Annotated in this window: 21 protein-coding genes and 3 pseudogenes; 12 read left to right on the top strand and 12 right to left on the bottom strand. The window is 73.8% G+C overall.

Annotation, left to right across the window (positions count from 1 at the left end):
* Positions 1 to 228: 228 nt before the first annotated feature.
* Positions 229 to 2,658: a right-handed parallel beta-helix repeat-containing protein gene (locus KV557_RS27140; protein ID WP_218204127.1), complete on the top strand. Its 2,430-nt coding sequence runs from the start codon at positions 229 to 231 to the stop codon at positions 2,656 to 2,658.
* A 63-nt stretch (positions 2,659 to 2,721) separates the two neighbouring features.
* Positions 2,722 to 3,030, top strand: coding sequence for a DUF6191 domain-containing protein (locus KV557_RS27135; protein WP_218204126.1), 309 nt, complete (start codon positions 2,722 to 2,724; stop codon positions 3,028 to 3,030).
* Between the two features lie 86 nt (positions 3,031 to 3,116).
* Here the strand turns inward: KV557_RS27135 and KV557_RS27130 are convergent, their stop codons facing one another.
* Both KV557_RS27130 and KV557_RS27125 read right to left on the bottom strand, forming a co-directional pair.
* The gene (locus KV557_RS27130; RefSeq protein ID WP_218204125.1) at positions 3,117 to 4,271 is read right to left on the bottom strand and encodes a PLP-dependent cysteine synthase family protein; all 1,155 of its coding nucleotides are present in this window, start codon (positions 4,269 to 4,271) and stop codon (positions 3,117 to 3,119) included.
* A gap of 119 nt (positions 4,272 to 4,390) precedes the next feature.
* A complete protein-coding gene (locus tag KV557_RS27125; protein ID WP_256178010.1) occupies positions 4,391 to 5,569 on the bottom strand; it encodes an ROK family protein in 1,179 nt (392 codons plus the stop codon).
* A 116-nt stretch (positions 5,570 to 5,685) separates the two neighbouring features.
* Here KV557_RS27125 and KV557_RS27120 point away from each other — a divergent pair, with 116 nt between their 5' ends.
* On the top strand, positions 5,686 to 6,918 hold the full coding sequence (locus KV557_RS27120) for an MFS transporter (protein WP_374106676.1): 1,233 nt from the start codon (positions 5,686 to 5,688) through the stop codon (positions 6,916 to 6,918).
* Positions 6,919 to 7,047: 129 nt separating this feature from the next.
* A complete protein-coding gene (locus KV557_RS27115) occupies positions 7,048 to 7,635 on the top strand; it encodes a HutD/Ves family protein (protein ID WP_256178005.1) in 588 nt (195 codons plus the stop codon).
* 27 nt (positions 7,636 to 7,662) lie between these two features.
* On the opposite strand, the gene KV557_RS27110 is transcribed toward KV557_RS27115, so the two are convergent.
* The gene (locus KV557_RS27110) at positions 7,663 to 8,418 is read right to left on the bottom strand and encodes an acyltransferase (RefSeq protein ID WP_218204122.1); all 756 of its coding nucleotides are present in this window, start codon (positions 8,416 to 8,418) and stop codon (positions 7,663 to 7,665) included.
* A 135-nt stretch (positions 8,419 to 8,553) separates the two neighbouring features.
* Between KV557_RS27110 and KV557_RS27105 the strand changes: the two genes are divergently transcribed.
* Positions 8,554 to 9,342, top strand: a complete 789-nt coding sequence (locus KV557_RS27105) for a maleylpyruvate isomerase family mycothiol-dependent enzyme (protein WP_218204121.1) — start codon at positions 8,554 to 8,556, stop codon at positions 9,340 to 9,342.
* Positions 9,343 to 9,385: 43 nt separating this feature from the next.
* Here KV557_RS27105 and KV557_RS27100 read toward each other — a convergent pair whose 3' ends face one another.
* Positions 9,386 to 10,159 (bottom strand): enoyl-CoA hydratase family protein, encoded by a 774-nt coding sequence (locus tag KV557_RS27100; RefSeq protein ID WP_218204120.1) that lies wholly within the window; start codon positions 10,157 to 10,159, stop codon positions 9,386 to 9,388.
* Between the two features lie 206 nt (positions 10,160 to 10,365).
* Between KV557_RS27100 and KV557_RS27095 the strand changes: the two genes are divergently transcribed.
* Positions 10,366 to 11,193 carry an ATP-grasp domain-containing protein gene (locus KV557_RS27095; RefSeq protein WP_218204172.1) on the top strand — a complete coding sequence of 276 codons (828 nt, stop codon included), beginning with the start codon at positions 10,366 to 10,368 and terminating at the stop codon, positions 11,191 to 11,193.
* Positions 11,194 to 11,335: 142 nt separating this feature from the next.
* Positions 11,336 to 11,740 carry a RidA family protein gene (locus KV557_RS27090; RefSeq protein ID WP_256178004.1) on the top strand — a complete coding sequence of 135 codons (405 nt, stop codon included), beginning with the start codon at positions 11,336 to 11,338 and terminating at the stop codon, positions 11,738 to 11,740.
* 43 nt (positions 11,741 to 11,783) lie between these two features.
* Here KV557_RS27090 and KV557_RS27085 read toward each other — a convergent pair whose 3' ends face one another.
* On the bottom strand, positions 11,784 to 13,169 hold the full coding sequence (locus KV557_RS27085; protein WP_218204118.1) for an MFS transporter: 1,386 nt from the start codon (positions 13,167 to 13,169) through the stop codon (positions 11,784 to 11,786).
* 101 nt (positions 13,170 to 13,270) lie between these two features.
* Between KV557_RS27085 and KV557_RS27080 the strand changes: the two genes are divergently transcribed.
* The 3 genes and pseudogenes from KV557_RS27080 to KV557_RS44555 form a co-directional block, all read left to right on the top strand.
* Positions 13,271 to 14,257, top strand: a complete 987-nt coding sequence (locus KV557_RS27080; RefSeq protein WP_218204117.1) for an ArsR/SmtB family transcription factor — start codon at positions 13,271 to 13,273, stop codon at positions 14,255 to 14,257.
* 276 nt (positions 14,258 to 14,533) lie between these two features.
* Positions 14,534 to 14,857: pseudogene (locus KV557_RS44560) on the top strand (cellulose binding domain-containing protein); the annotation flags it as partial.
* Positions 14,858 to 14,923: 66 nt separating this feature from the next.
* A pseudogene (locus KV557_RS44555) lies at positions 14,924 to 15,460 on the top strand (glycoside hydrolase family 18 protein); the annotation flags it as partial.
* A gap of 85 nt (positions 15,461 to 15,545) precedes the next feature.
* Here the strand turns inward: KV557_RS44555 and KV557_RS27070 are convergent.
* Positions 15,546 to 16,697, bottom strand: a complete 1,152-nt coding sequence (locus tag KV557_RS27070; RefSeq protein ID WP_308130097.1) for a geranylgeranyl reductase family protein — start codon at positions 16,695 to 16,697, stop codon at positions 15,546 to 15,548.
* 476 nt (positions 16,698 to 17,173) lie between these two features.
* Here KV557_RS27070 and KV557_RS27065 point away from each other — a divergent pair, with 476 nt between their 5' ends.
* Positions 17,174 to 18,538, top strand: a complete 1,365-nt coding sequence (locus KV557_RS27065; RefSeq protein ID WP_218204115.1) for a dipeptidase — start codon at positions 17,174 to 17,176, stop codon at positions 18,536 to 18,538.
* Here KV557_RS27065 and KV557_RS27060 read toward each other — a convergent pair.
* Positions 18,489 to 19,319 (bottom strand): DUF4184 family protein, encoded by an 831-nt coding sequence (locus KV557_RS27060; protein ID WP_218204114.1) that lies wholly within the window; start codon positions 19,317 to 19,319, stop codon positions 18,489 to 18,491. The two genes, KV557_RS27065 and KV557_RS27060, sit on opposite strands and share 50 nt — an antisense overlap.
* A gap of 165 nt (positions 19,320 to 19,484) precedes the next feature.
* Positions 19,485 to 20,552, bottom strand: a complete 1,068-nt coding sequence (locus KV557_RS27055; RefSeq protein WP_218204113.1) for an NUDIX hydrolase — start codon at positions 20,550 to 20,552, stop codon at positions 19,485 to 19,487.
* A gap of 600 nt (positions 20,553 to 21,152) precedes the next feature.
* On the opposite strand from KV557_RS27055, the gene KV557_RS27050 reads away from it, so the two are divergent.
* On the top strand, positions 21,153 to 22,091 hold the full coding sequence (locus KV557_RS27050; protein WP_218204112.1) for a ribokinase: 939 nt from the start codon (positions 21,153 to 21,155) through the stop codon (positions 22,089 to 22,091).
* Between the two features lie 109 nt (positions 22,092 to 22,200).
* Here KV557_RS27050 and KV557_RS27045 read toward each other — a convergent pair whose 3' ends face one another.
* The 4 genes and pseudogenes from KV557_RS27045 to KV557_RS27030 form a co-directional block, all read right to left on the bottom strand.
* Positions 22,201 to 23,109 carry a C40 family peptidase gene (locus KV557_RS27045; protein WP_218204111.1) on the bottom strand — a complete coding sequence of 303 codons (909 nt, stop codon included), beginning with the start codon at positions 23,107 to 23,109 and terminating at the stop codon, positions 22,201 to 22,203.
* Between the two features lie 191 nt (positions 23,110 to 23,300).
* Positions 23,301 to 24,725 carry an AMP-binding protein gene (locus KV557_RS27040; RefSeq protein ID WP_218204110.1) on the bottom strand — a complete coding sequence of 475 codons (1,425 nt, stop codon included), beginning with the start codon at positions 24,723 to 24,725 and terminating at the stop codon, positions 23,301 to 23,303.
* Between the two features lie 171 nt (positions 24,726 to 24,896).
* Positions 24,897 to 25,859 (bottom strand): electron transfer flavoprotein subunit alpha/FixB family protein, encoded by a 963-nt coding sequence (locus tag KV557_RS27035; RefSeq protein ID WP_218204109.1) that lies wholly within the window; start codon positions 25,857 to 25,859, stop codon positions 24,897 to 24,899.
* A gap of 45 nt (positions 25,860 to 25,904) precedes the next feature.
* A pseudogene (locus tag KV557_RS27030) lies at positions 25,905 to 26,053 on the bottom strand (electron transfer flavoprotein subunit beta); the annotation flags it as partial.

Here is a 26,053-nt window from a genome sequence, read left to right as displayed (position 1 = left end):
AGCCAGGGCTGGCTCTGCGGCTTCGGCTCCGGAACCAGGGCTGTGCGCGCTCGTTGAAACATGTGGTCGGAACATGTGCTGAAGACGGGCGCCCCCGGTGCCCGCATGATCGCCGGCGGCGGCCGGACCACCCGCCCGGGCGCGCTACGGTGGGCGGACGGCCCGCGCACCCTCGCGCGTACGGCCCGTTGATCGCCGGCTCGACGAAGGTGGGGACGACAGACCGTCATGGCTGAGCACAGGGTCCGGGTCACCCAGGACAGCGCATCCCGCTGGCGGCGCCGCGCGGGCGAGTACGACACGCTCGCGGAGGCCCTCGCCGCCGCCGAACCGGGCGACACCGTGACCGTCCGGCCCGGCACCTTCCGGGAGAACGTGCTGCTCGACAAGGCCGTGACGATCGTCCCGGCGCAGGGCCCGGGCACCGTCCGGATCGACCCGCCCTCCGGCGTGCCGCTGACCGTCACCGCCGCCGCGACCGTCCGCGACCTCGTGGTCGAGGGCGGCGACAGCTCCGCCCCCGCCGTCCTGATCAGCGGGCCGGAGGCGGCGCCCGCGCTCAGCGGCTGCCGGGTGGAGAGCCCCTCCGCCACCGGGATCGAGATCACCGGCGGCGCCCGGCCCACCCTGCGCGGCTGCGTCGTCGCCAACCCCGGCGGGCTCGGCCTGCGGCTGCGCGGCGAGGGCACCGCCGCCGCGTTCGAGGACTGCGAGGTCGCCTCCGCCGCCCAGGCCGGACTCGCCGTGCTCGGCGGCGCGACCGCCGCGCTCGACCGCTGCCGGATCCACCACACCGCCGGCGCCGGCGTGCTGCTCTCCGACCCGGGCAGCGCCGCCGAACTGACCGGCTGCGAGATCTACGAGATCCGCGGCAGCGGCGTCCAGGCCGAGGCGCACGCGGGCGGACGGCTCGTCGACTGCGAGATCCACCGCGTCACCGGCAACGGGCTGACCCTCGACGGCGAGGCCGAGCTCGTGCTCACCGGCTGCCGGGTGCATGACCTGCCCGAGAACGGCGCCGACCTGCGCGGACGCTCCCGGCTCAGCCTCACCCACACCACCGTCCGGGACTTCGGGCGCGGCGCGCTCTCGGTCTGGGACCAGGGCACCGAGGCCGTCGCCGAGTCCTGCCAGATCCACAGCTCCACCGGCGAGTACCCGGCGCTGTGGGTCAGCGACGGCGCCCGGCTCACCCTGACCGACTGCGCGCTGCACGACCTGCCGGACGCGCTCTTCGTCCTCGACCGGGACTCCGCCGCCACCGCCGACCGCTGCTCGTTCAGCCGGATCCGCAGCTCGGCGGTCTCGGTCAGCGGCGGCGCCGCGGTGACGCTCACCGCCTGCCGGGTGCAGGAGGCCGGCACCGGGCTCTGGTTCCGCGACCACGGCAGCGGCGGGCTGCTCACCGACTGCGAGATCTCCGACGTCGCCACCGGCGTGATCGTCACCAAGGGCGCCGACCCGGTGCTGCGCGACTGTACCGTCCGGGCCAGCACCGACGCCGGGGTGTACGTGTCGGCGCAGGGGCGCGGCACGTTCGAGGACTGCCGGGTCTCGCACGGCAAGGGCTTCGGATTCCACATCATCGACGGCTGCCGCACCCAGCTCACCCGGTGCCGGGCCGAGCAGAACGAGCGGGCCGGCTTCGAGTTCTCCGAACCCGGTCCGGTGGCGGAGGGCTGCACCTCGGACGACGTCGGGCCGGCCGGCGGAGCGGCGGAGGTGCCGGCGCCGCGGACCCCGCGGATGCCGGTGACCGCCCAACTCACCTCTGTCGCCCCGGTGTTGGCGGCCACGGCGTTGGCGGCACCGACTGCCGCGATCGCCCCGATCCCCGACTGCCGGCCCGCCGACGAGGCTCTCGCCGAACTCGACTCGCTGGTCGGGCTGGCCACCGTGAAGCAGGAGGTGCGCACGCTCATCGACCTGATCTCGGTCGGCCGGCGCCGCCGCCAGGCCGGGCTCAAGGCTCCCTCGCTGCGCCGGCACCTGGTCTTCACCGGTGCCCCGGGCACCGGCAAGACCACGGTGGCCCGGCTCTACGGCGAGATCCTCGCCTCGCTCGGGGTGCTCCAGCGCGGGCACCTCGTCGAGGTGGCCCGGGTGGACCTCGTCGGCGAGCACATCGGCTCCACCGCGATCCGCACCGCCGCTGCCTTCGACCGCGCCAGGGGCGGGGTGCTCTTCATCGACGAGGCGTACGCGCTCGCGCCCGAGGACGGCGCCCGCGACTTCGGGCGCGAGGCGATCGACACCCTGGTCAAGCTGATGGAGGACCACAGGGACGAGGTCGTCGTCATCGTCGCCGGCTACACGGCCGAGATGGAGCGCTTTCTCTCCGCCAACCCCGGCGTCTCGTCACGTTTCTCACGCACCATCACCTTCTCCGACTACACGGCGGACGAACTGCTGGAGATCGCGCGGGCGCAGTGCGCCGAGCACGAGTACGCGCTCGCCGAGGCCACCGAGGGCGCGCTGCTGCACCACTTCGCGACGCTTGACCGCGGGCCCAACTTCGGTAACGGGCGCACGGCGCGGCAGGTCTTCGAGACGATGGTCGAGCGGCACGCGATGCGGGTCGCGCACCTGGACAATCCGTCCACGGAGGAGCTCCAACTCCTCGTCCCCGCCGACCTCCCCGCCGCGCGCCTGCCCTGACGCCGGCAGAGTTCCTGGGAACTCCGCGGAACTCGGCGGTGCGGCGCGGTCGTTGAGGCTTGCATGAGCATGCTTCTGACGGGCGCGGCGGGCGGGTTGCTACTGCCGGCGGCGCTGGTGGTGGTGTTCTTCGTCGGCGCGGTACTGCGGCAGCTGTGGGCGCGGCCGGCGGAGGGCGCTGAGCGGGGCGCGGGCGCGACGGCGACGGAGGAGCTGCACGCGCTGCTGTACCCGGGCAAGCGCGTGCAGCTGGAGCAGCGCCGGGTGGAGCTGGTGCTGCGGGACGACGAGCACGACGGAGCACCGAAGCGCGCCGGGATCGACCTCGCGGGTGGGCGGGCGGTGATCCGTCGGGGCGGGGGGAACAGGTAACAGCTAACAACAAACAGATTACAGATTTCGAAATCTGTTATCTGTCATCTGTTACCTGTTCGCCGCCACCCGTCAGCGCCCGCCCGTCACCCCGCCCACTCGCCGCCGGCCAGGAACGACTCCAGCACGGCCCGGTACGGCGCGATGTCGATCCGCTCGCCCGCCAGCCAGTCGTCCGAGTAGTACTTGTCCAGGTACCGGTCGCCCGGGTCGCAGATCAGGCCGACCACGCTCCCGTGCCGCCCCGCCGCCCGCATCTCGGCGACGATCCGCAGCGCGCTCCACAGCCCCGTCCCCGTGGACGCCCCCGCCTTCTTGCCGAGCACCTGCTCCAGCACCCGCACGGCGGCGATCGACGCGGCGTCCGGGACCCTCATCATCCGGTCGATCGCGCCGGGCACGAAGCTCGGCTCCATCCGGGGCCGCCCGATGCCCTCGATCCGCGAGCCGCTCGCGCAGACCGCGTCCGGGTCGTGGTGCACCCAGCCGTCGAAGAAGCAGGAGTTCTCCGGGTCCGCGACGCAGATCCGGGTGTCGTACTGCATGTAGTGCACGTACCGGGCGATGGTCGCCGAGGTGCCGCCCGTCCCGGCGGTGGCGACGATCCAGGCCGGCTCGGGGTGCGGCTCCAGGCGCAGCTGGGCGAAGACCGACTCGGCGATGTTGTTGTTGCCCCGCCAGTCGGTGGCCCGCTCGGCGTAGGTGAACTGGTCCATGTAGTGGCCGCCGGTCTCCTCGGCAAGCCGGGCGGAGGCCTCGTACACCTCGTCCGAGCGCTCGACCAGGTGGCACTCGCCGCCGTGGAACTCGATCAGGTCGATCTTGGCCTGGCTGGTGCTCTTGGCCATCACGGCGATGAACGGCACCCCGATGAGCTGCGCGAAGTAGGCCTCGGAGACGGCGGTGGACCCACTGGAGGCCTCGATCACCGGCTTGCCCGGGCGGATCCAGCCGTTGCAGAGCCCGTACAGGAAGAGCGAGCGGGCGAGGCGGTGCTTGAGTGAGCCGGTCGGGTGGGTGGACTCGTCCTTGAGGTAGAGGTCGATCCCCCACTCGGCCGGCAGCGGGAAGCGCAGCAGGTGGGTGTCGGCGGAGCGGTTGGCGTCGGCCTGGACCCTGCGCACCGCCTCGTTGAGCCAGGCCCGGTAGTCGTCGTCGGAACGGTCGACGTCGATGGTCGGCTCGATGCCGGGTCTGATGCCCCGTGCGGTACCCGACTCGCTGCCCAGCTCGGTACTCATGGTCACTCTCCTCGTCGCGGCCCCCCGCTGCTCACTACGAGTGTACGAGAGTCACGATAAGTGACCATTTTCGAAGTCCCAGCTTCCGCTTATCCCTTTCTCTCCGCCCGAAGGGCACCTCACCCCGCCTGCACCGATTGCGGGTCCGCCAGGTAAGGCAGCCACGCCAGCTCCGCCGCACCCGCGAGCGCGCTGTGGGCCAGCTCCGCGCCGACGATCGGCACCCGGCCGCTGCGCCCCCACAGGCAGCGCTCGGCGACGACCGCGCGCAGCCGCTCGGGCGCGGCCTCCAGCAGGTCGAGGTGGAGCCCGCTGAGGACCACCCGGTCGGGGTTGAGGATGTTCGCGACGCCGGCCAGCCCGAGCCCGAGCCGGTCGATGACGTGCTCGACGGCCGCGCGGGCCCGCTCGTCGGTGGCCGCCGCCCGGCACAGGTCGCGCGCCTGGTCGAGCAGCGGGCGCCCCGGCTCCGGGGTGAACCCGGCGGCGGCGAACAGCGCGTCGGGGTCGGTCTCGGAGTTGAGGCAGCCCCGATTGCCGCACACACAGGGCCGGCCCTGCGGGTCGACGGTGAGGTGGCCGACCTCCAGGGCGAGCCCGGCACTGCCCGTGTGCAGCCGGCCGTCGATCACCAGCGCGCCACCGACGCCGCTGTGGCCAGAGGTGACCAGGAGCAGGTGGCGGGCGCCGCGCCCGGCGCCATGCCGGTACTCGGCGAGCGCGCCGAGGTTGGCGTCGTTGGCGATGGCGGCGGGCAGCGGCCGGAGCGCGTGCGGGCCGTGGTCGGCGCGGCCGACCTCGACGTCGTACAGGTCGGCAACCGGGGTGCCGCTGGGCCAGGCGAAGTGCAGGGCGGCGAGCGCGGTGCCGTCCGGCTCGGTGACCGGGTTGGGCAGCGCGAGCGCGGCGCCGAGGCAGCGCCGGCTGGTGGAGCGGGCGAGTTCGGCGCCCGCCTCCGCGACGGCGCGCAGCATCCGGACCGGGTCGGTGGCGGCGGGCAGCGGCAGGTGGACCGGGGGGTCGAGGAGTCCGCCGAGGCCGGCGAGGGTGACGCTGAGCCCGTCGGCGTGGATCTGTCCGGCGATCACGACCGGGCCCTCGGGGTCGATCGCGAGCCGGTGCGAGGGGCGCCCGCGCCCTCCACCGGCCGGGCGGGAGTCGACGGTGATCAGGCCCAGCGCCTCCAGCTCGGCCGTGACAGCGCCGGCGGTGGCCCGGGTGACGTCCAGCGCCCGGGTGAGCGCGGAGCGGGTGGGCGTCTGGCCGGTGTGGATGAGCGAGAGCGCGGGGCCGAGCAGCGTCCGGCCGCGGTCGGGGGCGGCGCGGCGGTGGGCATCGCGCTGCGCGTCGGGCTCGGTCTCGGGGCCCGGTTTCGGACTTGATGGTGAGAGCTGCACGCCCCTATTGTGACTTTGTGCCGCTTCGAAACAAAATCCGTTCCCACGCCCTGCCCAACCAGCCCTCTCCCCAGTCTCGCAGCACACCCCCCGTGACGGACAGCCCCTGGGGCCCCGCACGCCTCGCGCTCACCGCGATCTTCGCCGTCGACGGCTTCCTCTTCGCCACCTGGGTGGTCCGGATCCCGGACGTCCGCAGCCAGGTCAGCGCCTCGCACAGCGCCCTCGGGCTCGCCCTGCTCTGCCTGTCGATCGGCGCCGTCCTCACCATGCCGGTGGTCGGCCGGCTCTGCCTCCGGTACGGCTCCCGCGTGGTGACGGTCGGCTCGCTCGCGCTGCTCAGCCTCGCTGTTCCGCTGCCCGCACACGCCCACTCGGTCCCCGCGCTCGGCGGCGTGCTGCTGCTCTTCGGCGCCGGGTACGGGGGCGCCAACGTCGCGATGAACAGCGCCGCCGTCGACCTGGTCGCACAGCTCCGACGGCCCGTCATGCCCAGCTTCCACGCCGGGTACAGCCTCGGCGGCCTGCTCGGCGCCGGCGTCGGCGGACTCCTCGCCGACACCCTGAGCGCCTCGTGGGCACTCGCGCTCGGCGGCCTGTCCGGCCTCGCGGTCACCGCGGCGGCGGGCGTCGTCCTGCTGCGCAGCCCGGACGCACCGCAGGTCACCCCCGAACGCCCCGACGCCGGGCACGGCGCCTCCCGGACCCTCCCGCACGCCAAGCTGCTCGTGCTCATGCTCGGCCTCACCGCCCTGTGCACCGCGTACGGCGAGGGTGCGATCGCCGACTGGACCACCCTCCACCTCACCGACGACGTCCACGCGAGCGCCGGGACGGCCGCTGTCGGCTACGCCGCGTACGCGTTCGCGATGACCAGCGGGCGGGTCGGCGGCACCTGGCTGTCCATCAGGCTCGGCCAGAGCCGGCTCATGCTCCTCGGCGGGCTCGCCGCGGCGGCCGGCATGCTGCTCGCCGCGCTCGCGCCCTCGGTGCCGCTCGCGATCGGCGGGTTCGTCCTGGTCGGCCTCGGGCTGGCCAACCTGTTCCCGCTCGCCATCGCCCAGGCGGGCGCGGCGGGCGGCCCGCAGGGCGTCGCGCTCGCCTCGACGCTCGGGTACGGCGGGATGCTGATCGGTCCGGTGATGATCGGCTTCCTGGCCGACGTGGCCGGGCTCCCGCTCGCCCTCACCACGGTCGCTGTCACGGCCACGGTGGCGGCGTTCCTGCCGCTCACAGTCCGGCGCCACTGACGGTCCTGGGGCTGCCCGCCGGGGAGCCCCGGCTCGACGCGAACAGATGACAGCAAACAGATGACAGATTTCATCATCTGTCATCTGTTTGCTGTTACTTGTCCGCTGCATGGTGGCAGGATGCACGCCATGACGACCAGCGGACGGATCCAGGTACTGCGGGCGAGCGAGCGCCCGGCGACGGCGTGGCTCAACGGGGGCGGGGTGACCAGGGAGGTTGCGGGGTTCCCGGCCGGGGCGGGGCTGGCCGGGTTCGACTGGCGGGTCAGCCTCGCGGACGTCGCGGCGGCCGGGCCGTTCTCGCCGTTCCCCGGAATCGACCGGGTGATCACCCTGCTCGAGGGCCCCGGCATGGTGCTCACCGTGGACGGCACCGAGCACCGCGTCGACGCGCCCTACCGGCCCTTCGCCTTCCCCGGCGAGGCCGCCACGGACTGCCGGCTGCTCGCCGGCCCGGTGGTCGACTTCAACGTGATGACCCGCCGCGGCAAGGTCACTGCGGACGTCGGCCTCATCACCGCGCCGGCCTCCGCGGACGTCCCGTCGGGCGGCGCCGTCCTCGTGGTCTGCCTCTCCGGTACAGCCGCCGTCGGCACAACCGCTGGCGACGACGCACCGCTCGCCCGCTACGACGCCGCTCTGCTCGACCACCCCGACGCGCACCGGCTCCGGGTCGACGGCGTCACCGCCGTCATCACCTTCCGCCCCGCCCGCTGACGGCCCGTACCGGAAAGTCGTACCCGCTCAGGCCGACTCCCCCGGCAGCCGCAGGTCCCAGCCCACCAGCGCGCGCAGCTGCTCCGCCGTCACACCGTCGGGCACCGGCTGCGGCGCGTCGTGGCGCAGCGGCGGCTGCCAGCCCTCCTCCGCCGTCCAGCGGCGGACCACCTTGGCGGGCGCTCCCGCGACGACGCTGTGGTCCGGCACCTCGCCGCGTACCACGGCGCCCGCCGCCACCACGACGTTGCGGCCGATCCGAGCCCCCGGCAGGATCACCGCACCAGTGCCGATCCAGCTGCCCGCGCCGATCTCCACCGGCTCGTTGCGCGGCCACTGCTTGCCGATCGGCAGGTCGGTGGAGCGGTACTCGTGGGCCTGGTCGGAGATGTAGACGCCGGGCCCGGTCCACACGTCGTCGCCGAGGACGATCGACTGGTGGCCGACGATGTGGCTGTCGCGGCCTATCACGCAGCCGCCGCCGATCCGCACGATCGGCTCGGGCCCGAGGTCGAGGCCGGGCAGGAAGCCCGCGCTGATGGTGACCCGTTCGCCGATGATCGAGAACGGCCCGATGGTGATCCACTGCTCGTTGAAGACCGCCCCGAGCGGGAACGCGAGCGTCGTCCCGTCCCCCAACTCGCCGAACCGGTACGGGCCGGGGTTCTGGTTGCTGACCGCGCCGGTCCGCTGCGCCCAGCGCCAACCCCGGTGGACGAGGCGCCCGGCGGCGCGCCGGCCGCCGGCCCGGACGGCAGTGAGGAGGGAACGGGTTTTCGGCATGCGATCACGTTACCGGCCCGTAGGGTTCGCCCGGCGGCCGGGCGGTCAACATCACATCCGCCCCGCCGAACGGCCTGGGACACCCGCCGAACGGCCCGGGTCCGAAATCCGCCACCCGTGGAAGACTCCGGTGCCATGGACATCTCCGAGCACATCGAAGCGCTGCGCCGCGAGGGCGCCCTGCTCGCCGACGCCGCCGCCCGTACCGACCTGGACGCCCCCGTCCCGACCTGCCCGGACTGGCGGCTCGGCGACCTCCTGCGGCACACCGGCCACGTCCACCGCTGGGCCGCCGCCTACCCCGCCCGGGGCCTGCGGGAGCCGCTGGACCCGGAGGGCGAGCGGGCGGTGTTCGGTCCGGCGCCGTCGGACGCGGCGCTGCTCGACTGGTTCCGCGAGGGCCATGCCGCCCTGGTGGACACGCTGGTCAAGACCCCGGCGGACGTGGACTGCTGGACGTTCCTCCCGGCCCCCAGCCCGCTGGCGTTCTGGGCCCGCCGCCAGGCGCACGAGACCGCCGTCCACCGCCACGACGCCGACGCGGCGGCCGGCATCGAGGGCCCGCGCGTGGACACCGCGCTCGCGCTCGACGGCATCGACGAGCTGCTGCGCGGATTCCTGGTCCGCCCGCGCTCGAAGCTGCGCAGCGAGCGGCCGCGCACGCTGCTGGTCCGCGCGACCGACGGCCCGGGCCTCTGGCGGCTGACGATCACCCAGGAGCCGCTCGCCGTCACCACGGACGGGCCCGAGGAACCCGCCGACCTCACCCTTGCCGGTCCGGGCCGCGAGCTGTACCTGCTGCTGTGGAACCGTCTCCCGGCCGAGCACGGATCCGCCCAGCACGCCGGATCCGCCGGGCACGTCGAGCGCACCGGGGACGAGACGCTGCTCGACCTCTGGCGGGAGACGGCCGCCGTCCGCTGAAGCCGGGAGCCCGGAGCCGGGAGCCGGGAGCCAGGAACCGGGCTCAGCGCACCCAGCGCGCCGGCCGCTTCTCCAGGAACGCCCGCATCCCCTCCTGCGCCTCCGCCGAACCGAACAGCCGCGCCGACAGCTCCACCAGCTCGTCCGCGTCGCGCTCGAAGGACCGCGCCACGTCCGCGTTCGCCAGCCGCTTCGACTCCGCCAGCCCCTGCGGCGAGCCCTGGCGCAGCGCGTCCAGCAGGTCCTTCAGCGCGACGCCGGTGTCCTCGCTGGACCCCGTGGCGCGGGTGATCAGCCCGATCCGGGCGGCCTCGGCCGCGTCGAAGACCTCGCCGGTGAGGTAGTAGCGGGAGGCGGCACGCGGCTCCAGCTTGGGGCGCAGCGGCAGCGAGATGACGGCGGGCGCGAGGCCGAGCCGGACCTCGGTGAACGCGAAGGTGGCGGCCGGCCCCGCGAGGGCGAGGTCCGCCGCACCGACCAGGCCGAGGCCGCCGGCCCGCACGTGCCCGTCGATCACGGCGATCACCGGCTTCGCGCAGTCGACGATGGCCCGCTGGAGCTCGACCAGGCCGCGCGGACCGACCGTCGGGTCCGCACCGGTCGCCTCGGACAGGTCCGCGCCCGCGCAGAACACCTTGCCGGTGTGCCCGAGCACCACCGCCCGGACCTCCGGGTCGGCGGCGGCGAGCGCCAGTCCAGCGTGCAGCTCGGCCATCAGGCGGGTGGAGAGCGCGTTGCGGTTGTGCGGCGAGTCGAGGGTGAGGGTGGTGACGGCGTCGGCGGTGGTGACGCGGACGAAGGGCGCTTCGCTGGTCATCGGCGGGGCCTGCTTTCCGGCTGAGGGTGGGTCGGACTGCGGCGCCGTCCGGGGTGCCCGGACGGCGCCCGGACGACTCTGGCACGGCCACCCGCCCCTCGGCCAGAGCCGCAAGGTGTCGAGCACGGGCGAAAACCGGTGGTGAGCGCCACGGCCTCCGGGGCAGCATCGCCGCCATGACCGCAGACGCCATGAGCACCGACGCCATGAGGGCCACCCCCGCCGCCGTGACCACCGACGCTGTCCTGCTGCTCGCGCCCCGCATCAACGAGACCGGACTCCAGCTGCGGACCGCAGCCGGCCGCCGAGGCCTGCGGGCGTACACCGCGAGGTCCTGGCAGGCGCCGCAGGAGCTCCTCGGCTCGGCGGGGCCGGTGCACGTCTACGGCGGGCCGCTGTTCGGCGACGCCGTCGGCCGGGCGCTCGGGCTCGCGCTGCTGGAGCCGCCCGCGGACTGGCTGGCGGAGCTGCCGAAGGAGCTGACCGGGCGGCGGGTGGCCAGCACCACCCTGGCCGAGGCCCGTCGGCTGCGCCGCCCGGCGTTCGTCAAGCCGCCGGCGGACAAGGCATTCGCGGCCCGCGTCTACCCCGACGGCACCGCGCTGCCGGGCCCGGAGCTGCTGGACGATGACACCCCCGTGCTGGTCAGCGAGGTGGTGCGGTTCCGGCGCGAGTACCGGCTGTTCGTCCTGGACGGCTCGGTGCGGGCCGCCTCGCGCTACGCGGTGGACGGCGAGTTGAGCGTCGCACCGCTCGGGGCGGACGGCGCGGACGTCCTCGCGTTCGCCGCCGACGTCCTGGCCGCTTCGGGGGCCGCCTCGGGCCCGGCCCTGCCGAGCGCCGTCGTGGTGGACGTCGGGGCAACCGACAGCGGCTGGGCCGTGGTCGAGGCCAACGCGGCCTGGGCCAGCGGCGGTTACGCCGCCGACCCGGACGGCGTCCTGGACGTGGTCCTGCGCTCCGCCGGACCGCTCGCCCAACTCCCGCCCGCCGACCGCTCGTTCCTGCGCGACCTGCCCGAAGTCGTCCGCTAGCGGCGCCACTCGACTGTCCGACGGCGGCCTCGGCTCATACCCCCTGCCAGCCCTGGCCGGTCCGGGGCGCTCGCTCCGTCCGCGCTCCGCCCCTGGCGAAACGGTGGTGCGGCCCCTCCGCGCGATGGGCCACGATGGCCCCATGACCACCACTCACCTCACGCACATCACCGAACCCCCTGGCGTCGCCCCCGGGACCGGCTACACCCAGGTCGTCACCGGCGCTGGCCGACTGGTCCAGGTCTCCGGCCAGGTGGCCTTCGACGAGCACCGGAACCTGGTCGGCGTGGGCGACCCGAAGACCCAGGCGCGCCAGGTGTTCGAGAACCTGCGCCGCTGCCTGGCCGCTGCCGGGGCCGACTTCGGCGACGTCGTCAAGTTCACCATCTTCGTCACCGACATCGCCTACCTCCCGGCCATCCGGGAGGCCCGGGACGAGCACGTGGACACCGCGAACCCGCCGGCCAGCTCCGCGGTGCAGGTCGCGGCGCTGTTCCTCCCCGAGGTGCTGATCGAGATCGAGGCCCTCGCGCTCGTCCGGGAGTAGGGCCTCAAGCGTTTGCGGTCCCTCTTACGCGTTGCGGTCCCTCTCACGCGTTGCGCTCCCGCCGTCCGGCCCACCGGACGGCGGGGCCCATCGCCAGGCCCGCCGCCGCCAGCACCGCGCCGAGGACGGCCCAGCCGAGCAGCCCGTACCCGATCACAGCGGTGCTCACCAGCGCCGGACCGATCATCAGCGCCGCTGCCGTACCGGCGTTGTACACGCCTTGGTAAGCGCCGTGGGCGCGCTCCCCCGCGAGGTCGTAGCTGAGCGCCCATCCGCCCGCCTGGCCGAGCACCTCACCGAACGACTGGAGCGCCACCCCACCGAGCACCACCACGGCCGCGACGATCGGGGGCAGACCGTGCGCGAGGGCGATCACCACGCACGCCCCCGCGAGGATCACCCCCGCCCGGCCGCAGACCCGGGCCGCCGTCGCCGGGTCTTCGGTGCCCTTGGTGGCACGGACCTGAAGCGCGATCACCAGCACGGTGTTGACGATCAGGGTGCCGGCGACGGTGATGCGGGGCGCGTCGGTCTCCTTGACGATCCACAGCGGCACGCCGACCTCCAGGACGGAGAACTGCAGGCCGAGCAGGGCGTTCAGCACGGTCACGACCAGGAACGGCCCGTCCCGCAGCGCCGGGTTGCTCCGCCCGGTGCGCTCTCCTGCCCCGTCTCCGGTGCGATCTCCGGCGCCCCGCTCCTGCCGTCCTGACGGCCGGTCCGCCAACACGGGGAGGCGGTGGAACATCCCGGCGACGACCACGAAGGAAGCGGCGTTGACCAGGATCGCCGTCAGGTAGACCGGCCGAGTGTCCGCCTGGAGCGCGATCGCGCCGAGCGCCGTCCCCGCGCAGAGGCCGGCGTTGGTCACCACCCGCAGGTAGGCACGGCCCGCCACCCGGCGGTCGGCCGGCAGCACCTCGGCGTAGAGCGCGTTGCGAACGGCGGTCGACCCGCGGTCCACCGCCGCGACCGCGCAGGCCAGCGCGACGAACGCCGGGTAACTGTGCACCAGCGCGTACCCCGCGGTGCCGACCGCCTCCAGGGAGATCAACGCCACCAGCACGCGCCGCGCACCCCAGCGGTCGGCGGCCCGCCCGGCCGGCACGCTGGCGACGACCCCGCAGAGCCCGGCAGCCGTCATCCCGAATCCGAGCTGGGCGGCGCTCAGGCCGAGCACCCGGGTGAAGAACAACACGGAGACGGCCAGCGAGAGGCCGTTGCCCACGGTGTTGACCAGGGTGATCGCGGCCAGCCGACGGACCGTCGGGTCCGGGTGCAGCCGCCGCCGGACGGCACGGGCGAGCCCGCCGCCGGATTCGGGCACGGCGGACTCAGGCACGGCGGATTCGGGCACGGCGGATTCGGGCACGGCGGATTCGGGCACGGCGGAGGAAGGTGCGGAGGTCTCCGCGGATGGGGTGGTCATGGCCCCGATCCCACCGCCTGACGCGCGGCAACCGGTAATCCTTTAGGCTCTGCCTAAATCTCCGCCCCACTCATCGTTCCGCGCCGCCCGGAGGCCTCGCCGTGCACCGGTTCACGCTAGGCCTGGCCGACCTCGCCACCACCTGGTTCGCCGTCTCCCCGATCCAGGAGGCCTCGCTGAGCCTGCGGATGTGGACCCACCCCGGCGTCTACCCGCTGCAGAGCCGCGCCTTCGAACGGCTCCGACCCACCTTCGAGCGGCTGGACTCCACCCTGCTGCTGTCCCTCGTCGCCGGGAACCGCTGGATCCCCGACTTCCTGACGCCCCGCCCGGCCGCCCCGGCCGCCGACTTCCGCACCGAACTGGCCACCGTCCGCGCCCTCCCGCCCGAGCAGCTGCGCCCCGAACTGGAGCAGACCTTCCTGCCGCACGGCCAGCCGCTGCCCGCATCGCTCGCCGCCGGGCTGGCCGACCCGGCACGGCTGTTGGGCCGGATCGCCGACGCGCTGGAGGAGTACTGGGAGGTGTGCCTCGCGCCCACCTGGTGGCCGCAGGCCCGCGCGGTGCTGGACGCCGACCTGGTCTACCGGGCCCGGCTGCTCGCCCAGCACGGCGCGGCGGCGCTCTTCGCCGACCTGGACCACCGGCTGCGCTGGGAGAACGGCGTGCTGTCGATCAACCGGCGGTGGAAGGAACGGGACGGCGAGACCGCCGTGGACGGACGCGGCCTCGTCCTGACGCCGACCTTCTTCGCCCGCGGCGCGATCACGATGATCAGCAACGATCGTCCGCCACAGATCAGTTACCCGGCCCGCGGGCAGGCAGGCATGGCCGGCGCGAGCGCACCGGTGCCGCCGCAGGCGCTGGAGGCGCTGCTCGGCGCACCGAAGGCCCGGCTGCTGACACTGCTCGCCGAACCGGCCTCGACCACCGACCTGGCCTACCGCCTGGGCGTCACCCCGGGCGCCGTCAGCCAGCACCTGTCCGTCCTCGCCGCCACCGGCCTGGTCACCCGGGCCCGGCACGGCCGCTCAGTGCTGTACCGGCGGAGCGCGCTGGGGGACGAGCTGGCGGGGGCGAACAGGTAACAGATGTCAGATGACAGATGTTGAAATCTGCAATCTGTTATCTGTTCGCCGTCACCTGCCCGCCGTCCGCCACCCGCCCACCACCCACCACCCACCACCCACCGCCGGCCATCATCTGCCGACCACCACCCAAGTGGTACAGACCTGTTGACGCATTGGTCCAGTCCTCCTACAGTTCCCACGCCCCGCCTGCCCACGGCGCGGGCACCGATCGTACACGGATCACCCGCCGGTTCTACGTCACCCTGTCCAACCCCCACAGTCACAGGGAGAACCATGTCCGCTCGATCCCGGGCGGGGCGCCCGCGCGTGCGCAGCAGACTACTCGCGCTGCTCTCCGTCCTGCTCCTCCCGCTGGCCGCACTCACCGCGCTGGCCGCCCCGGCGCACGCCGCCGGCCGGCTCACCGCCACCTTCACCACCGCCGACAACGGCTCGTGGTGGCAGGGCACTTACATCGTCCACAACGACAACGCCACCGCCGTCACCGGCTGGACCCTGGAGTTCGACCTCCCGGCCGGCGTCACCATCGGCAACAGCTACAACGGCACCGCCACCGTCAACGGACAGCACGTCACCGCCACCAACGCCTTCTACAACGCGACCGTCCCCGCCCACGGCAGCACCGAGCCGTACAGCTTCTGGTTCGTCGGCAACGGCCCGGCCGTCCAGGGCTACGAATTCCACGGCTCAGGCAGCGACAACTCCTGGGAGCCCAACCGCACCGGCCACCAGGCCAATCTCTACGCCGACCCGAAGGACCCGTACAACTTCCACTTCAGCGTGGACGCGGCGGTCCAGGCCTACCTCGGCGCCGGGGTCAACCCGCGCAAGCTCACCATCGGCTTCCCGTTCTACGGACGCGGCTGGCAGGGCGTGGCCGACGGCGGCGCGTCCGGCGTCTGGCAGCCCGCGAACGGCGCCGCCCCGGGCCAGTTCGCGGAGGAGGCCGGCACCCGCGGCTACAACAACCTCATCACCGGCGTCCCCAACCTCGCCGTCCACCACGACCCGCAGTCCGTCGCGACCTACGGCTGCACCGGCGCCGGCGGGCAGTGGTGGACCTTCGACGACGCCTGGTCGATCGCCCAGAAGACGGCCTACCTCAGGTCGAAGAACCTGCTCGGCGGCATGATCTGGGAGATGTCCGGCGACACCCCGTCCGGCACCCTGATGAACGCCCTCGACACCGGCCCCAAGTAGGCCGACTGAAAGGCCCGTTGACACCAAAGGGGCCGGTGTTCCTCCCCGCGGGGAGGAACACCGGCCCCCAACGAACGGACGCCGCCTACCGCGAGGCCAGCGCCGACAACTTGCGCGCCGCACGGTACTGGCGCAGTACCTGGGCGAAGGTGGTGTGGCCCTGGGTCGTCCGGGCGAAGGCCCGCCAGGCGGCCGGCACCAGGCAGACAGCCGCGTGGAACAGGTATGGGCGCCGCTCGAACGCACCCAACAGCTGCTTCCCGGCCCGCATTTCAACACCCAGGCCCGCCTTGATGGCGAATGCGTAGTTGAGCGCCTCGCGCCGCACCTCGGCCGCGTTGCCCGCCTCCGCGACCTGCACCGCCCACTCGCCCGCCAGCCGGCCCGAGCGCAGTGCGTACGAGATGCCCTCGCGGGTCCACGGCTCCAGCAGCCCGGCCGCGTCCCCGGCCACCAGCACCCGGCCGCGGGAGAGTGGCGAGTCCTCGGCCCGGCAGCGGGTCAGGTGCCCGGACTCCACACTCGGAGTGAAGCCCGACAGGCCCAACTGCCGGATATAGTCGGCGAGATACTGCTTCGTCCGCTCACCGTCGCCACGCGCCGAGATGACGCCCACGGTCAGGCTGCTCGACTCGGTCTTCGGGAACACCCAGCCGTAACTGCCCGGCAGCGGGCCCCAGTCGAGGTGGATCCGGCCCGCCCAGTCGGCGGCGACCTGCGGCGGCACCGGGATCTCCGCCTCCAGGCCCAGGTCGATCTGGTCGAAGGTGACGCCGACGTGGCGGCCGATCCGGCTCGCGCTGCCGTCCGCGCCGACCACCGCGCGTGCCTCGAAGCTGCGCCCGTCCGCCGCCGTGACCAGCGCCGTCCGGTGCCCGCCGCCGCGCTGCTCCACGCCGGTGACGGTCACTCCGGTGACCAGCACCGCCCCGGCCTGCTTGGCCGCCTGCACCAGGCGCAGGTCGAACTCGTCGCGGTTGACCAGGCCGAACAGCATCCGCTTGGAGCGCTGCGTCCGGGTGTACCGCCCGCAGTACGCGAAGGTGACGGCGTGCACCCGGTCCTGCAGCGGGAGCCGGAAGTCCGGCGGCAGGCTGTCGCGGGACGGGCCGATGATGCCGCCGCCGCAGGTCTTGTAGCGGGGGTGCTCGGCCTTGTCGAGCAGCAGCACCCGGCGGCCCTGGACGGCGGCGGCGTGCGCGGCCGAGGCCCCGGCCGGTCCGGCGCCGACCACCACGACGTCCCAGACGCCGTCGAGCCCGTCAGGCCCGTCGGGCTGCGAAGCGGACGGCCCCTCGGACGTCCCGGACGCTGCGGACGTCCCAGGCGCTGCGGACGCCTCGGACGTCCCTGACGCCTCGGGCAGTTCGGACGCCTTGGGCGCCGCGGCGTCGAGCGGCGAAGTCTCGGTGTCGAGCGGGCTGCGGGAATCGGAGCTTCCGGAGTCAGTCACGTCAAGCAATCCTATGCGTCCACCGGGCCCGCCGGTCGCCGCGCCGCCGTGAACCTCCCGTCGTCTGCGGACCCGGCCAACGGACCTGACCGCCGAGCCCTAACGAGGGACCCGGCCGAGGGCCCCGGCCGCCGGACCGCGCCACCGGGCCGGGCCGCCGAACCCGCCGGTGCCGCTCCGCCTATGATCGGCGGTACCCCAACCGTCCACGCCCGCCCGGACCACCCCTCGGGCGGCCCCGCCCCTCTCGGAGCACCCCGATGTCACAGCCCCTGGCCGACGCCGTCCGGTCCCTGATGGACCGTGCCCGCACCGACCTCGCCGAGCTGGTCGCCTTCCCGTCGGTCGCCGACCCGCGCCAGTTCCCGGTCGAGGAGTGCGAGAAGGCTGCCCGCTGGGTCGCCGATGCCTTCGCCGCCGAGGGCCTGACCAACGTGCAGCTGCTCGACACCCCCGACGGCACCCAGTCCGTCTACGCCGAACTGCCCGGCCCCGAGGGCGCGCCCACCGTCCTGCTCTACTCGCACTACGACGTCCAGCCCCCGCTCGACGAGGACGCCTGGCAGAGCCCCGCGTTCGAACTGACCGAGCGGGACGGCCGCTGGTACGGCCGCGGCGCGGCCGACTGCAAGGGCAACATCCTGATGCACCTCACCGCCCTGCGCGCCCTGCGCCAGGTGTACGGGGACGCCTACCCGGTCGCCCTGAAGATCATCGTCGAGGGCTCGGAGGAGCAGGGCACCGGCGGCCTGGAGCGGTACGCGGAGGCGCACCCCGAGCTGCTCGCCGCCGACGCGATCATCATCGGCGACACCGGCAACTTCGCCCCCGGCCTGCCCACCGTCACCGCCTCGCTGCGCGGCATGACGGTCGTCGAGGTATCACTCACCACCCTGGCCGGCAATCTGCACTCCGGCGCGTTCGGCGGCGCCGCCCCCGACGCTCTGCAGTCGCTCATCAAGGTCCTCGCCTCGCTGCACGACGAGCACGGCGACGTCGCCGTGGCCGGGCTGGCCGCCGACCAGACCTGGGACGGCGTGCAATACACGGAGGAGCAGTTCCGCTCCGACGCCAAGGTGCTCGACGGCGTCGCCCTCACCGGCACCGGCACCATCGCCGACCGGCTCTGGGCCCGCCCGTCCGTCACCGTCCTCGGCATCGACGCCCCGCCGGTGATCGGCGCCACCTCCTCCGTCCAGGCCGCTGCCAAGGCGCTGGTGAGCCTGCGCGTACCGCCGGGCACCGACCCGGCCGCCGCCCAGGACCTGCTGGTCGCCCACCTGGAGGCGCAGGTCCCGCTCGGCGCCCGGCTGACGATCGAGCGCCAGGGCAACGGCTCCCCGTTCAACGCCGACACCACCGGCCCGGCCTACGAGGCGATGGGCGAGGCCATGGCCGAGGCCTTCGGCACCCCGATGGTCGCCTCCGGCGAGGGCGGCTCGATCCCGCTCTGCAACACGCTGCGTACGCTGTACCCGCAGGCCGAGATCGTGCTGATCGGGGTCGAGGAGCCCACCACCCAGATCCACGCGGTCAACGAGAGCGTCGACCCGCAGGAGCTGGAGCGGATGGCCCTCACCGAGGCCCTGTTCCTCCGCCGCTACGCCGAACTGCGCTCCGTCTGACGGACATTGGGACGGGGGCTGCCCGCAGCCCCCGTCCCCGTGCGGCCACCGCCGCCGCGAACCCGACCGCGCCCACCGCGAGTCCGGCCCCGGCGCCGAAGCAGAGTTCGGGGATCAGCCCCCGCCGCAACGGCCTGAGCCGGTGCACCACCCCGGCCACCGTCGCCGCCCCGAGCGCCCCGGCGGCCGCCCGACGGGCGCCGGGCGAGAGCACGACTGCGGGCGGCACCGGTTCGACGGCCCGCGCCGCACGCACCGCCCACCCACCGAGCCCGGCCAGCGCGAGCGCCGAACTCCCGTACTGCAGCGCCGAGTACAGCGGAACGCCGGCCATCTCCCGTTCCAGCGCGGGGAGCAGCCGCACCCCCAACCGCCCCTCGTGCGTGAACGCGTCCCACCCGACGTGCGTGGCCGCCCCCACCGCAGCGGACACCGCGAACCAGCCCACCCGCGCAGCACAGTCGCCTTCACGCCGGACGGTCAACGCCTCGGCCGCGCCCGCCCACCGCGCGGGCAACAGCGCCACCAACGGCGCGCGCAGCAGCCCGTGCCAACCGGCCACCAGCGCCCCCGCGATCGCCACATCCACCGTCGGCACCGCCCACCACCGGTGGGTCAACCCGCCGTGCCCGTACACCCCCGGCAGCAACGACTCCGCGAAGAACGGCACATCGGGCGCCATCGACCCGGCAACCAGCGCCGAGGCCACCAGCGGCCCGCGCTCCCCGGCAGCACGCAGCAGAGGCAGGACGGCCATCGGATGGCTCAGCGTGAACGGCATGCCTCCATCCTGCCCGCTGCGCCGCCCAGCGGCGTCATCCGGTCTCCGCCATGTCCGCCGCAAAGCCTGCTGAGCCACCCGAACCAGGCCGAGGGCGACCTGCCGTCCGCTCGCTCGGCGCCGGTCGAGCCCTCTGCCCTCCACCACCGGCCGCAGTGGCACCCGCTACGCCGCATCCGCCGCCCGGGCAAGGCCCAGAGCGACCTGTCGCCCTGCCTCCAGATAACGCAACTCGCCGCAGCGGCGCGCGTCCAGGGTGGCGGCAAGCCGCCGATACCGGCTCGGGGGCAGCAGGTCGGCGGCCTCGTCCAGGGTGACGAAGCGCCAGCCGCGCAGTTCCTCGGGCTGGAGCAGCAGGCCCTGCCGCCCGTTCGCGTCCAGCAACCCGCCGTCGTACATGAGCCGCAGACCGCCGCGGCGAGGACCCGTGCGCGGTTCCCAGTCGACGGCGAGCAGGCGCAGAGTGGCCGGGTCGAGGCGGAGACCGAGTTCCTCGGCGGTCTCACGCAGGGCGGCGTCGGTGGGGGCCTCGCCGCGTTCGACGACGCCGCCGGGGAAGTCCCAGTCGGGCTTGTAGACGGGGTCGACGAGAAGCACGCGGTCCTGTTCGTCGAAGAGCAGGACCGCGGAGGCGACCGTGTCCCCGGTGGGGTCGGGGGTCTGGGCGATCGGGCAGCGGGCGGCGCCGTCGCGGACGAGTTCGGCGATCCGCTCGGCGGTTTCGCGCGGGGTGAGCCGGCCGGAGTCGATCAGGCGGGCGTCGCGGACGAGCCAGCGCCGGGCTGCACGGTAGCGGGGCAGGTGCTCAAGGCACCACTGGCGGACCCGCTCGCTGGCCGCCGCATCGCCGGGGCATTCGTCCCGGTGTGCAATGCGCTGACGCAGGATCGTTTCTTCTGGGTCAAGGACGACGTGGTGCACCGCGATCCCGTGCGCGGCGAGATCGCCGAAGATCTCGTCCCGGTAGTCCTCTCTGAGCAGGGTCATCGGGACCACCAGCGGGCCCGGCACCTCGCCGAGCAGCGCGGCGGCCACCTCGGGGACGAGCCGGCGCCAGGCCGGCAGGTCCTGGAAGTCGGACACCGCCGCCAGCCGGTCGGCCGGAAGCACCCTGCGCAGCCCGAACCCCACCAGCTCGGGGTCGAAGAGCATGCTCCCCGGCAGCAGTTCCACCAGTTCCCGGCAGGCACTGGTCTTGCCCGCCCCGAATGTGCCATTGACCCAGACGATCACAGCGTCCCCTGCCCTCGACTTCCCCCGGTGCCGGTTCGCACCGGGCGGCGCCCCCGTTGTCGAACCAGCGCCACCCGTGGTGGTACCCCCGCCGCGCCGCTCCCCATACCTTCCCGCGCCGCCCACTGCGCCATCCACTGCGGCGCCCCGACTCGCCTCTTGACAGAGGCATGTGCCCAGGCCAGGCGCCTGGGCGGTCGGCTATGTAGACCAGTCGTCATAATCCTTGCGCCCCCTTCGCACTCCCACAACCCGCCTCCGTACCACCCCTCGCGGCGCCCGGCCGACCCTCGCGCCGGCGCTCTCGTGCAAACGCGCGCCCCGCACGCACCACTCACGCCCAGCGCTCCTGCTCCCCCCTTCACCCGGGGAAAATTATGTAGACCGGTCTACATCGCCCGCCGAATCAGCCCCTCCACCCAGCGCACAGGAAGTCGGCCTGCCCGACTTCCTACGCACACCACCACACCACCCCAGATTTCTGTAGACCGACCTACATATTCGCGCCGCCGCACACACTGTGCCGCCCCCACCCCCGCCCAACCCCCGCCCCACCGCGCCCGCTTGCGCCCAGGCCCCCGCACCCCGTACAGAGGAACGATGAAGCTGCGCCCAGTCGGCCGAGTCGTCGTCATCGGGTCGGTCAACGTCGACCGGATCCTCCGCTGCCCCATGCTCCCCTCCCCCGGCGAGACCGTGCTCGCCATGGACGCCACGCAGGGGTTCGGTGGCAAGGGCGCCAACCAGGCGGTGGCGGCGGCCCGGATGGGGGCGGCGACCCAACTGGTCGCGAAGGTCGGGGCGGACGCCGACGGACGGGCTGCGCTCGCCGACCTCCGGAGCGCCGACGTCGACACGGGCGCCGTGCTCACCGACCCCGCCGCACCCACCGGGCAGGCGATCGTCATGGTCGACCCGGCCGGCGAGAACAGCATCGTCGTCGTCCCCGGCGCGAACGCCCACCTCACCGCCGCCGAGGTCACCGCCGCCCTCGCCGCCGTCCGGCTGCTCCCTCGCGACGTGGTCCTCACCAGCGGCGAGATCCCCAAGGAGTGCGTCCGCGCGACGGCCGCCGCGCTCCCCGCACACGGCACCCGCTGGGTCCACAACGCCGCGCCCGCCGGCACGCTCCCCGACACGCGTTCAACCGGCCGCCGTCCCCTGGTCGTTGTGAACGCCGTCGAGGCCCGTCAGCTGACCGGCACCGCCACCGTCACCGAGGCCGCACACGCACTCACCAACATCACCGACCTCCCCAACCCCACAAACCTCGCCGCCCTCACCGACGGCACCGTGATCACCCTCGGCGGCGAGGGCGCCCTCGTCGTCGCCGACGGCCGGGTGACCAGGCTCCCCGCCCCCGCCGTCACCGTCGTCGACACCACCGGTGCCGGCGACGTCTTCTGCGGCGCCCTCGCCGCCGAACTCGCCCGCGACACGCCGCTCCCCGAGGCCGTCGCCGTCGCCGTGGCCGCAGGAGCCTTCGCCGTCACCGCCCTCGGCGCCCGCGGCGCCCTCCCCCGCCCCACGGACCTCTGAGCACAGCAGGGAGCGGCACAGCAGGGAACAGCACAGCGAGGAGCAGCACAGCAAGGGACGCCCGGACCACAAAGCCCCAGGCACCCCTCACCGACAACCCACGCGAGCCCTACGGCCGCCCCATGTACGACGGGTAGTAGCCGCTGCTGATGCCCGAGATCCGGATGAGGGTCCCCGGCCGCGCGGCCTCGACGTACTGGTTGTTGCCCAGGTAGATCGCCACGTGCTGGATCCCCCGCTTGGTGCCGTCGGGCGACCAGAAGAACAGGTCACCCCGGCGGAGCTGGCTCGCCGTGATGGGCGTGGTCGCCGCGTACTGGTCGTTGGCCACCCGCGGCAGGTTGATGCCGCCGCGCCGGAACGCCTGCTGCACCAGGCCGGAGCAGTCGTAGCCGTCCGGCCCGTTGCCCGCCGTCATGAACGGCTTGCCCACCTGGGCGAGCGCGAACTGGATGGCCGTCTCGACGTTCCGGTCCGCCGCCGCCGGCGCGGCGTTGGACGAGGACGAGGACGAGGACGAGGACGAGCCCCCACCGCCCGTACGGTTCAGGTACACGTCGTAGTGCGTGGTCCAGCGCCACTCGCCCTTGCTGTTCTTGAACCAGTAGCGCGACCCGTCCCACCCCTGCTTGATCCCCCCGTTGGACGTCGCGCTCGACGACTTCGAGGACGTCGACGTCGAGGAGGACGACGTCGAGGACGCCGACCCGCCCCCGGTCCGCGCCACGTAGACGCTGTAGTGGGTGGTCCAGCGCCACTGCCCCTGGCTGTTCTTGAACCAGTACCGCGAGCCGTCCCAGCCGGCGTGGGCCGGCGCCGGCTCGGCGGCGGCGGGGGTCACGCCGGTACCGAGGCCGATCACGCCGGCGCCGGCCGCGACCACAGCCACCATGCCGATCCCCCGGCGGAGCCGCGCGGCCCGGGAAGGACGGGCGGCGGCCCGCCGGTCGGCGGTGGTGGCGTGCTGCCCGGTCGGCTCGTCGGCGGCATCCGGCGTGCTGGTATTGACGGTGGTCATTCTGTTGTCTTCCTTCACTGCTGCGGACTGTGCTGCGGACACGGCTGATCAGTTCTGCCGCCTGTCACGTTAAGCACGCGTCAGCTCACAGCGCGCAGTGGAGTGCGCCAAAGGAGGGTCGCGAAAGGTGAGCACCGAACGGGTCGTCAGGGTGATACGACGTCACCGAAGCTGGATCCGACGCCCCCTCATCACCGCTTCCCGCCCTCCGCGAGCAGCTGCTTCTTGAGCACCTTTCCCATGGCGTTCCTGGGGAGTTCGGGCACCAGGACGACCCGGCGCGGCCGCTTGTGCACCGAGAGCCGCTCTGCCACAAAGGCCGTCAGCTGATCCCCCGTCACCGGACCGTCCGGAACGACGTACGCGACGATCGCCTGTCCGAGGTCCTCGTCCGGCGCGCCGACCACGGCGGCGTCGGCGACCGCGGGGTGGTCGCGCAGCGCGGCCTCCACCTCGCCGGCGCCGATCCGGTAGCCACCGCTCTTGATCAGGTCGACCGAGGCGCGGCCGACGATCCGGTGGAATCCGTCCTCGCCGATCACGGCGACATCGCCGGTGCGGAACCAGCCGTCCGCCGTCCAGGACTCGGCGTCGGCGTCCGGCCGGTTGAGGTACCCGGAGAACAGGGTCGGCCCGGCGACCTGCAGTTCGCCGACACTCTCCCCGTCGGACGGCACGGGCGCGCCGTCCTCGCCGACCAGCCGGGTGCGCACGCCGTCCAGCGGCAGGCCGACGCTGCCGGGGCGGCGCTCGCCGTCCGCCCTGGTGCTGACGGTGATCAGGGACTCGGTCATCCCGTAGCGCTCGATCGGCGCGTGCCCGGTCAGCGCCGCCAGCTTCTCGAACACCGGGACGGGCAGCGGCGCACTGCCGGAGACCAGCAGCCGGGCCGAGGCGAGCCGGGCCGCCGCCTCCGGGTCGGCCACCAGCCGGGACCAGACGGTCGGCACCCCGAAGTACAGGCTGCCGCCCGCGGCGGCGTACCCGGTGGGACTGGGCCGCCCGGTGTGCACCAGCCGGCTGCCGGTGCGCAGGGCGCCGAGCACGCCGAGCAGCAGGCCGTGCACGTGGAACAGCGGCAGGCCGTGGACGAGCGTGTCCTCGGCGGTCCACTGCCAGGCGGAGGCGAGCGCGTCCAGGTCGGCAGCGACGGCCTCGCGACGGATCACCGCGCCCTTGGGCGCGCCGGTAGTGCCCGAGGTGTAGAGGACGAACCCGGTGGTGTCCCCGGCCGGCTCGGCGTACGTCGTCGCGGAACGTTCCGTCAGGTCGACGGCCAGCCCCTTCACCCCGCCCACCCCGCTGTCCTCGCTGTCCCCGACGGCGCGCGCCAGCAACGCGGCCCCCGAGTCGCGCAGGATGTGCTCGCGCTCCTTCGGCCCGGAGTCGGGCGGCACCGGCACCACGGGCACACCCGCCAGCAGGCCGCCGACCACGGCGGTCACCGTCTCGACGCTCGCCCGGGCCAGCACCGCGAGCGCGGGCGCCCCGGCCACCCGATCGGCCACGGCGGTCGCCGCGCCGAGCAGTTCCTCCCGGGAGAGCGCCCGCCCGTCGATCCGCAGCGCATCGGCCGCATCCCCGAAGCCGCCCTGAAGTGCCGTCAGCAGTGCCATGCTTCCGTCCTCGCCTCTCTCACGGTGTCCCGCCGACTCTACGGGCCGTCCGGGTCCGCCCCGGAAACGCCGGAGGGCGTGGCACCGAGCACCCGGTACCACGCCCTCCGTCCCTCCGCGGGGGACCCTGCGGGGATCCAGCGAGGGATCCCCGCAGGGTCCTGCGAGGGATCAGCCCTTGCGGGCCTTCACCTCGGCGGTGAGCTGCGGGAGAACGGCGAAGAGGTCGCCGACCACGCCGTAGTCGACCAGCTCGAAGATCGGGGCCTCGGGGTCCTTGTTGACGGCCACGATGGTCTTCGAGGTCTGCATGCCGGCCCGGTGCTGGATGGCACCGGAGATGCCCGCCGCGATGTACAGCTGCGGCGAGACCTGCTTGCCGGTCTGGCCGACCTGGTTGCTGTGCGGGTACCAGCCGGCGTCGACGGCGGCACGCGAGGCTCCGACGGCCGCGCCGAGCGCGTCCGCGAGCTCCTCGACGACGCCGAAGCCCTCGGCGGCACCGACGCCGCGGCCGCCGGAGACCACGATCGCGGCCTCGGTCAGCTCCGGACGGCCGGTGGAGACGCGCGGGGTGCGCGAGGTGACCTTGGCGGCGTTGCCGGTGAACTCCACCGCGACGTTCTCGACGGCGCCGGCGGCCGGGGCGGCCTCGGGGGCGACGGCGTTCGGCTTGACGGTGATGACCGGCGCGCCGTGGGTGACCTTGGACTTCACCTGGAAGGACGCGGCGAACACCGACTGGGTGGCGACCGGACCGCCGTCGCCGGCCTCCAGGTCGACGGCGTCGGTGATGATGCCGGAGCCGATCCGCAGCGCCACGCGGGCGGCGACCTCCTTGCCCTCACCGGAGGACGTGACCAGCACCGCCGCGGGCGACACGGTCTTGGCGATCTGGGCCAGGGCGTCCACCTTCGGGACGACCAGCTGGTCGGCGAACTCGGCGCCGTCGGCGACGTACACCTTCGCCGCGCCGTACTCGCCGGCCTTCGCGGCGATGTCGGCCGCGGCGGCACCGGCGCCGAGGACGACGGCGGACGGCTCGCCGATGCGGCGGGCCAGGGTCAGCAGCTCCAGGGCCGGCTTGCGGACCACACCGTCGGCGTGGTCCACCAGAACCAGGATCTCAGCCATGATTCGTTGCTCCTGATCGATCGTTGGATGCGCGAACGGGTGGGACTAGATGAACTTCTGGTCGGCCAGGAACGCGGCGAGCTGCTTGCCGCCCTCGCCCTCGTCCTTGACGACGGTGCCCGCGGTGCGCGCCGGACGCGCCGCCACCGCCTCGACCGCCGTCCACGCACCCGCCAGACCGACCTCGTCCGCCT

The sequence above is a fragment of the Kitasatospora aureofaciens genome, from assembly GCF_019192735.1.
GTDB classification, from domain to species: Bacteria; Actinomycetota; Actinomycetes; order Streptomycetales; family Streptomycetaceae; genus Kitasatospora; species Kitasatospora aureofaciens_A.
This window is presented reverse-complemented; position numbering and strand designations above follow the sequence as displayed.

Bases quoted from the DNA above. Each gene is read 5' to 3' on its own strand.
- KV557_RS27140 (WP_218204127.1), top strand. From the start codon at position 229: ATGGCTGAGCACAGGGTCCGGGTCACCCAGGACAGCGCATCCCGCTGG.
- KV557_RS27135 (WP_218204126.1), top strand. From the start codon at position 2,722: ATGAGCATGCTTCTGACGGGCGCGGCGGGCGGGTTGCTACTGCCGGCG.
- KV557_RS27130 (WP_218204125.1), bottom strand. From the start codon at position 4,271: ATGAGTACCGAGCTGGGCAGCGAGTCGGGTACCGCACGGGGCATCAGA.
- KV557_RS27115 (WP_256178005.1), top strand. From the start codon at position 7,048: ATGACGACCAGCGGACGGATCCAGGTACTGCGGGCGAGCGAGCGCCCG.
- KV557_RS27110 (WP_218204122.1), bottom strand. From the start codon at position 8,418: ATGCCGAAAACCCGTTCCCTCCTCACTGCCGTCCGGGCCGGCGGCCGG.
- KV557_RS27105 (WP_218204121.1), top strand. From the start codon at position 8,554: ATGGACATCTCCGAGCACATCGAAGCGCTGCGCCGCGAGGGCGCCCTG.
- KV557_RS27100 (WP_218204120.1), bottom strand. From the start codon at position 10,159: ATGACCAGCGAAGCGCCCTTCGTCCGCGTCACCACCGCCGACGCCGTC.
- KV557_RS27095 (WP_218204172.1), top strand. From the start codon at position 10,366: ATGAGGGCCACCCCCGCCGCCGTGACCACCGACGCTGTCCTGCTGCTC.
- KV557_RS27090 (WP_256178004.1), top strand. From the start codon at position 11,336: ATGACCACCACTCACCTCACGCACATCACCGAACCCCCTGGCGTCGCC.
- KV557_RS27085 (WP_218204118.1), bottom strand. From the start codon at position 13,169: ATGACCACCCCATCCGCGGAGACCTCCGCACCTTCCTCCGCCGTGCCC.
- KV557_RS27065 (WP_218204115.1), top strand. From the start codon at position 17,174: ATGTCACAGCCCCTGGCCGACGCCGTCCGGTCCCTGATGGACCGTGCC.
- KV557_RS27060 (WP_218204114.1), bottom strand. From the start codon at position 19,319: ATGCCGTTCACGCTGAGCCATCCGATGGCCGTCCTGCCTCTGCTGCGT.
- KV557_RS27050 (WP_218204112.1), top strand. From the start codon at position 21,153: ATGAAGCTGCGCCCAGTCGGCCGAGTCGTCGTCATCGGGTCGGTCAAC.
- KV557_RS27045 (WP_218204111.1), bottom strand. From the start codon at position 23,109: ATGACCACCGTCAATACCAGCACGCCGGATGCCGCCGACGAGCCGACC.
- KV557_RS27040 (WP_218204110.1), bottom strand. From the start codon at position 24,725: ATGGCACTGCTGACGGCACTTCAGGGCGGCTTCGGGGATGCGGCCGAT.
- KV557_RS27035 (WP_218204109.1), bottom strand. From the start codon at position 25,859: ATGGCTGAGATCCTGGTTCTGGTGGACCACGCCGACGGTGTGGTCCGC.